Consider the following 5,837-nt stretch of genomic DNA (forward strand, 5'->3'; position numbering starts at 1 on the left):
CGATATTCCCCGACCCAGGAAAGCGTGTAGCCGGCGGGAAGCTGCACCTGAGAAGCAATTGCCCGCTGTGCGCGACGCACATAGCCACCAATACTCGTTCCCGGTTGGAGATCAATGGTGACCCAGGTATTCAAGCGACTATTGTCACTGGTCAACATGGATGGGCCATTTTCCAGTGTCACCTGGGCCACCTGAGCTAACGGAATTTGTGCACCGCTGGGCGTTGCAATACGGCTTTCGAGGAGTGTCGCAAGGGATTGCCGTAGCCGTCGTGGATAACGCAAGTTCACGGGAAAGCGTTCTACTCCCTGGACCGCCGTAGTGATGACCTCGCCACCCACGGCGGTAGAAACCAGGCGGTTGACGTCTGCTATCGAGATACCATAGCGCGCCGCTGCGCGACGATGGGTACGTACCACGATATAGCGTCCGCCGGTGACCCGAGCTGCATATGCGGAGTCCGTATGGGGCACGCTCAACAAGGCTTTCTGAACTTCCTGCCCCAATCGATTGAGGGTGCCGAGATCTGTGCCACTGATTTTTATCCCCAGTGGGGTTTGCAAACCCGTGGTCAACATATCGACTCTGCCTTTGATCGGTTGGGTCCAGTTGTTGGTCAGACCAGGGATTTGTAAGGCGGCATTCATCAGATTCTGCAAATGCTGTTGGGTCATACCGGCGGGCCAATGACCCGGTCGCTTTAACGTTACCACCGTATCAAACATGGAGATGGGTGACTGATCGGTCGCCGTTTGCGCGCGACCCGCCTCGCCAAACACGCTCTTCACCTCAGGGAAGGTCTTGAGAATCCGGTCGGTGAGTTGCAGCAGCGCGCCCGCTTCGCCATAGGAGATCGCCGGGTTTTGCGCGACGGGCATATACAGCAGGGTGCCCTCATTGAGCGGAGGCATCAACTGGGTACCGAGACGCTGCCACGGATAGAGCAAAGTGGCCGCCAGGAGGGCCGATACCAACAAGACCAGCCAAGGAAACGAAAGGACAGACCGAATGATGGGCCGATACAGACTGGCCAACCAGCGATTGAGTGGGTTTTTCCGCTCGGCGGGGATATGGCCGCGAATGAACCAACCCATGAGAAGTGGAACCAAGGTGACAGAGAGTATGGCCGCCGCCGCAATGGAAAAGGTTTTGGTATAGGCGAGCGGTGCGAAGAGTTTTCCCTCCTGCCCAGTTAGCGCAAATATCGGCAAAAAAGAAACCGTAATGATCAGCAGTGAAAAAAACAGCGCGGGGCCTACCTCCAGCGCAGCGATTTGCGCGATATGCCAAGGACCTGCCTCGGTCTTTTGTTCCATATGTTTATGCATGTTCTCGATCATGACGACCGGCGCATCGACCATCACTCCAATGGCAATGGCGATTCCGCCCAGCGACATGATATTCGCCGGAATATCGAACCAATACATAATGATGAACGCAGCCAATATGCCTACAGGCAGTGCGATGAGCGCCACTAGAGCAGAGCGAACCCGCAACAAAAACAACAGGGCGACCAAAGAGACGGCAATCATCTCTTCGAGCAATTTGCCGGTCAGAGTGCCAATACTCCGTTGGATGAGCGGACGCTGGCTGTACGTGGTAACCACCTGCACTCCCTTGGGCAGGGAGGGGCGAATTTCTTGCAGCTTTTGTTGAATGCGCTGAATCAGGGCATTGGCATTGCCATTCTGATTCATCATGACGATACCGCCAACTACCTGCCCCTGCCCGTTGAGATCGGCAATGCCGCTCGGCAATACGGGGCCGAGTTGTACGCGGGCCACTTGGCCAATGGTGATCGGAACGTCGTTGGCAACGGTCAACGGGGCCTGTCGGAGATCCTGCAAAGAATGGATATAGCCCGAGGTGCGTACAATATAACGCGCGCCGCCCATATCCACGACAGAACCACTGGTTTCCCCATTGGCCGCGCGAATTGCGGCTTCTACTTGCCCTAATGTCAATCCATACGCCAAGAGTTTGTTGGGATTTACGACGACTTGGTATTCCTGCGTCATGCCTCCGACAGTCGCTACTTGCGCCACTCCGGGAATACCTTGTAAAGCAAATTTCAGAAACCAGTTCTGTAGGGTTGTGAGTTGGGCGAGATTCAGCGTACCCGAGGGGTCTGTCAGGGCATATTCATAAATCCAATCAACGCCGGAGCTGTCTGGGCCCAAGGCCGGGGATACGCCGGGGGGTAGCTGGGCCTGCGCCTGATCCAGATATTGCAACACCAGATTGCGCGCCTGAAAAATATTCGTCCCATTCTTGAACAACACATACACGTAAGAGTCGCCAAACATCGAGTATCCACGCACTGCTTGTGCACCGGGCACCTCCTGCAGCGTGGTTTCGAGCGGATAGGTCACCTGATCCTGGACAATTTGGGGGGCTTGGCCAGGGTAGCTGGTTTTTACGATGACCTGGGTCGGGGAAATATCGGGAATCGCTTCCAGGGGGATGTATAGCACGGCCAGACCCCCGGCAACGATTACGACCAGAATCGTCAGCAATACTAAAAACGGGTTATTCATGCACCAACGTATCGTAGCTTTAATCATGGGCGTTGCCCCCCATCGCCATACCTTTCATGCTGGCCGCGGCAGGGCTTACCGCTCGCGCGGTTGCTTTGGCGTGGGTTGCTGGCACAGTGCTGGCGGCAGAGGCAGTATCACTACCCAACATGCGCGCCTGAACGGACTGGAATTGCGATTCCGAATACAGCAGGAACTGTGCATTGTCGACCACCCGCTCACCCGCCTGAAGTCCTCTGGGTATGGCTGTCCACCCTCCGGCCTCCGGTCCGACCTGTACCTGCGCCGGTCGAAAATGGCCGCCCGGTTCATGCAGCATCACAAAGTCGCCCTCCTGGGCGTGGAGTACCGCACTGCTCGGCACCGCGAGAACGCGCTGGGCTTGTGCGAGGAGGGTGGCATCGGCATACATGCCAGGACGCAACACATTGTCTGGGTTCGGGAAACTGAGGCGTGCGGTCACTGTCCGACTTTGGCTGTTGACGGTGGGATAGAGAAAACTCACCCGGCCCTTCCAAGTCTTTCCCGGATAGGCGGGGAGCTCTAAGGTCACCTCATCGCCGATCTGTACCCAGGGAAGTTGATACCCATAGAGCGCCACGTTGACCCAGACGCGTTGGAGGTTGGCCACCTGCATAAGATTGCTCTGCGGGCTGATGTACCCGCCTTGTCGCACCTGTAAGCTGTCGACCACACCAGAAATGGGCGCATAGACGGGGATTTCCTTTTCTGCAACCGCCGTCTGCCGGAGTTGTCGAATTTGCGCGGTGGAAAGACCTAACAATTGCAATCTGGTCTTCGCCGCCGATCCCAAACTTTTTCCCAGGCTGATCCCGGCGGTGTTTTGCGCTACGAGATATTCTTGTTCTGCACTGTAAAGCTCCGGTGAATACACCTCTGCAATCTCTTGACCACGAGAAACCGGATCGCCGACAGCTTTGACCGCCAGTTGCTCCACCCATCCGGAAAAATGTGGATTGATGGCATACAGGCGATTTTCATCAATCGCCACAGTTCCCACGGTATGTATCGCGCGCCCTATCCGTCGTTTCTGGACCGGCACCAGGCGCACCCCCAAGGTCTGCACCATACGGGAATCAACGGCGAGCGCTGGTGTTGCCGAATGAGACGTACTGGTTGGTTGGGAATATACCGGAATATATTTCATCCCCATGTTGTCTTTCATCGGATGGTTCGCATGAATGGCAGGATTCATGGGATTGGCCCAATACAAGATGTGCCGTTGGCTTGGCGCGCTGGCCGTGTGCGGGGTCTGTGACACCGCCGAAGATTCCGGTCGCCACCACAGACTTACTGCGGCACCCACTCCTATGCCAACAACGAGAAACACGGCGCTCACTAAATATTGGCGGGATTTCATGCTCGTCCCCCTTGGGCATTGTTTGCCAGGAAATGTAATTCGGCTTGGCTGATATCGGCATTTTGACGCAGGCCAATCGCCTTGATCTCAGTCGTCAGCACGAGATCCTGCGCCCGCAATACCGCCCGAAAGTTGCTCCGGCCGGTAACAAAAGCCGCCAAGGTCGCCCGGTACGCCTGTTGCGCCTCTGGTACCAGTCGCGTCCGTGTCCGCTGATATTGGTTCTGGTTGGAGAGGTACGCTGCGAAGGCTGCACGCGCTTGACGTTCCAGCGATAATCGCTCCTCATCATAGGTATCCTGTGCCGCAATAGACTGGGCCTGCGCTGCCGCAACGCTTTGATCTTGGCGATCGGACGGGAAAATCGGCAGGCTGAGGTTGACTCCCACCGATAACCAGTTCGGGCTGCCCGGAGCGAAGTCCTGGCCATAGGCGGTACTCAGGGTAATTTCTGGGAGATAGGCGGTGCGCGCCACACGCACCCCCTCCTGTGCTTCGGCAGATTGTTCTGCGGCAGCGCGTAATAACGGCTGTGCCGTGATTTGTGCGATCAACTGCGCCAAGGATGGAGGCGTGGGTAGCTGCGGCCAGTTCACAGAGACTTGCGGAGGACTCGAAAGTGCCAAGGTCTCGGCAAGTCTCGCCGTATCTTCTTGATATTCAGCCCGCAAACGAAGCTCATCATTCTGCAAATTGTCGAGCGCGAGCTTGGCTTCGATCACCGACGCTTCTGTGCTCCGACCAGCGCGATAAGCGGCCAGGGTGGTTTGTATGGTGTTCTTGGCTAAAGACTGCTGTGTATGAAGCACGACTATTTCTTTCTGTACCGCTACGGTCTCCAACCAGTTACGCTGTAACAGCAAAATCAATGCAGCAGAGCGTCCGGCCAAGGTATCTTTTGCAGCTTGTACTTCCAGGCGGACCTCGCGTCCCTTCAACGACAACTGTCCGAATGGAGGGAACGTCTGGCTGAGTCCAATGCTCAACATGCTCATTTGCATAGTATTCATGGAAAAATTATTGGTAGGCAGATTCACCGCACCGAAACTCAGATGTGGATCAGGCAACTGGGCGACCGCCACCGACTGGTGTTGCAAGGCAACAATTTTTTGATTGAGGACGCCCAAACTGGGGTTTTGTTGCAAGGCAATGGCCTGGGCCGCCTGAAGTGTCATGGTGTCCGCAGCGGCTGCACACGGCAACAAAACACTCGAACCGAGCACTAGAGCGCGGAAAGTACGGCAACAGCGATGTCTATCGAATGCAAAACACGACATAGGAGATCTCCTGAATCAGAAAGCAGAGAGCCCGCCCGGTGTTCCAGGCAGGTAGCGCTATGATTCAGGAGTAGTTAAATCAGCAGGCGAATATTGTGTAAGGGCGGGGATTCTGCATGCAGGAAGGCGGGCTCGCGCAAAGGCAAGACGTTGCCAATTTCCACCAGGGAAAGGAGAAAAACGATGATGGCGAGCAAGGTGAATGCAGGAACCGATACATGCGCTGCTTGCAAGCCTTCTGGAGCATGGACAGCGGCGCGCAATGCAACACAACCAAGACCCATACCCGGATTGCCGGGAGCGTGGTCTGATACCATTGCCGCATCCATGCTTGTCCCGGACATCATCTCCATCGCCATGCCGGGCTGGTTGATACGAGGACAATAATCGGGAAAGATTTCTGCAAAAATAGAAAGGCTCAACAGTAGGATACTAAAGGCCGCAATCCAGCGCTGGAACCCACCCCAAGCTCGCGGCGCACGCCCACGGCCTAAGCGCCATTGAGCCTTGGCACCGGAAGGACAATCTTGGATAGAAGTGCGGGGCATTGCCTACTCTCCGAGCTGCTCTTTGCAACTGGCAGTACTAACCTTTTGTAAAGTATCCATGCTTTTCGACGACCGTCAAGCAGCAGTTTTCGCG

4 protein-coding genes are annotated in these 5,837 nt (G+C 55.9%); all 4 read right to left on the reverse strand.

Features of this window, described 5'->3' with window-relative positions:
* The coding region (locus AB4090_RS14730; RefSeq protein ID WP_369574640.1) for an efflux RND transporter permease subunit at positions 1 to 2,564 on the reverse strand (2,564 nt) is incomplete at its 3' end.
* Complete coding sequence (locus tag AB4090_RS14735) at positions 2,557 to 3,918, reverse strand: efflux RND transporter periplasmic adaptor subunit (RefSeq protein ID WP_369574641.1); 1,362 nt, start codon at positions 3,916 to 3,918, stop codon at positions 2,557 to 2,559. The genes AB4090_RS14730 and AB4090_RS14735, both read right to left, overlap by 8 nt.
* Positions 3,915 to 5,093: a TolC family protein gene (locus tag AB4090_RS14740; RefSeq protein ID WP_369574642.1), complete on the reverse strand. Its 1,179-nt coding sequence runs from the start codon at positions 5,091 to 5,093 to the stop codon at positions 3,915 to 3,917. The genes AB4090_RS14735 and AB4090_RS14740 overlap by 4 nt, the downstream gene beginning before the upstream one ends.
* A 176-nt stretch (positions 5,094 to 5,269) precedes the next feature.
* Complete coding sequence (locus AB4090_RS14745) at positions 5,270 to 5,743, reverse strand: hypothetical protein (RefSeq protein ID WP_369574643.1); 474 nt, start codon at positions 5,741 to 5,743, stop codon at positions 5,270 to 5,272.
* Between the last annotated feature and the right edge of the window lie 94 nt (positions 5,744 to 5,837).

The organism is Acidithiobacillus sp. IBUN Pt1247-S3, from assembly GCF_041146875.1.
In the GTDB taxonomy this organism is placed as follows: domain Bacteria; phylum Pseudomonadota; class Gammaproteobacteria; order Acidithiobacillales; family Acidithiobacillaceae; genus Igneacidithiobacillus.

Excerpts from the sequence above, each read along its gene's own strand:
- AB4090_RS14745 (WP_369574643.1), bottom strand. The coding sequence starts at position 5,743 with ATGCCCCGCACTTCTATCCAAGATTGTCCTTCCGGTGCCAAGGCTCAA.
- AB4090_RS14740 (WP_369574642.1), bottom strand. The coding sequence starts at position 5,093 with ATGACACTTCAGGCGGCCCAGGCCATTGCCTTGCAACAAAACCCCAGT.
- AB4090_RS14735 (WP_369574641.1), bottom strand. The coding sequence starts at position 3,918 with ATGAAATCCCGCCAATATTTAGTGAGCGCCGTGTTTCTCGTTGTTGGC.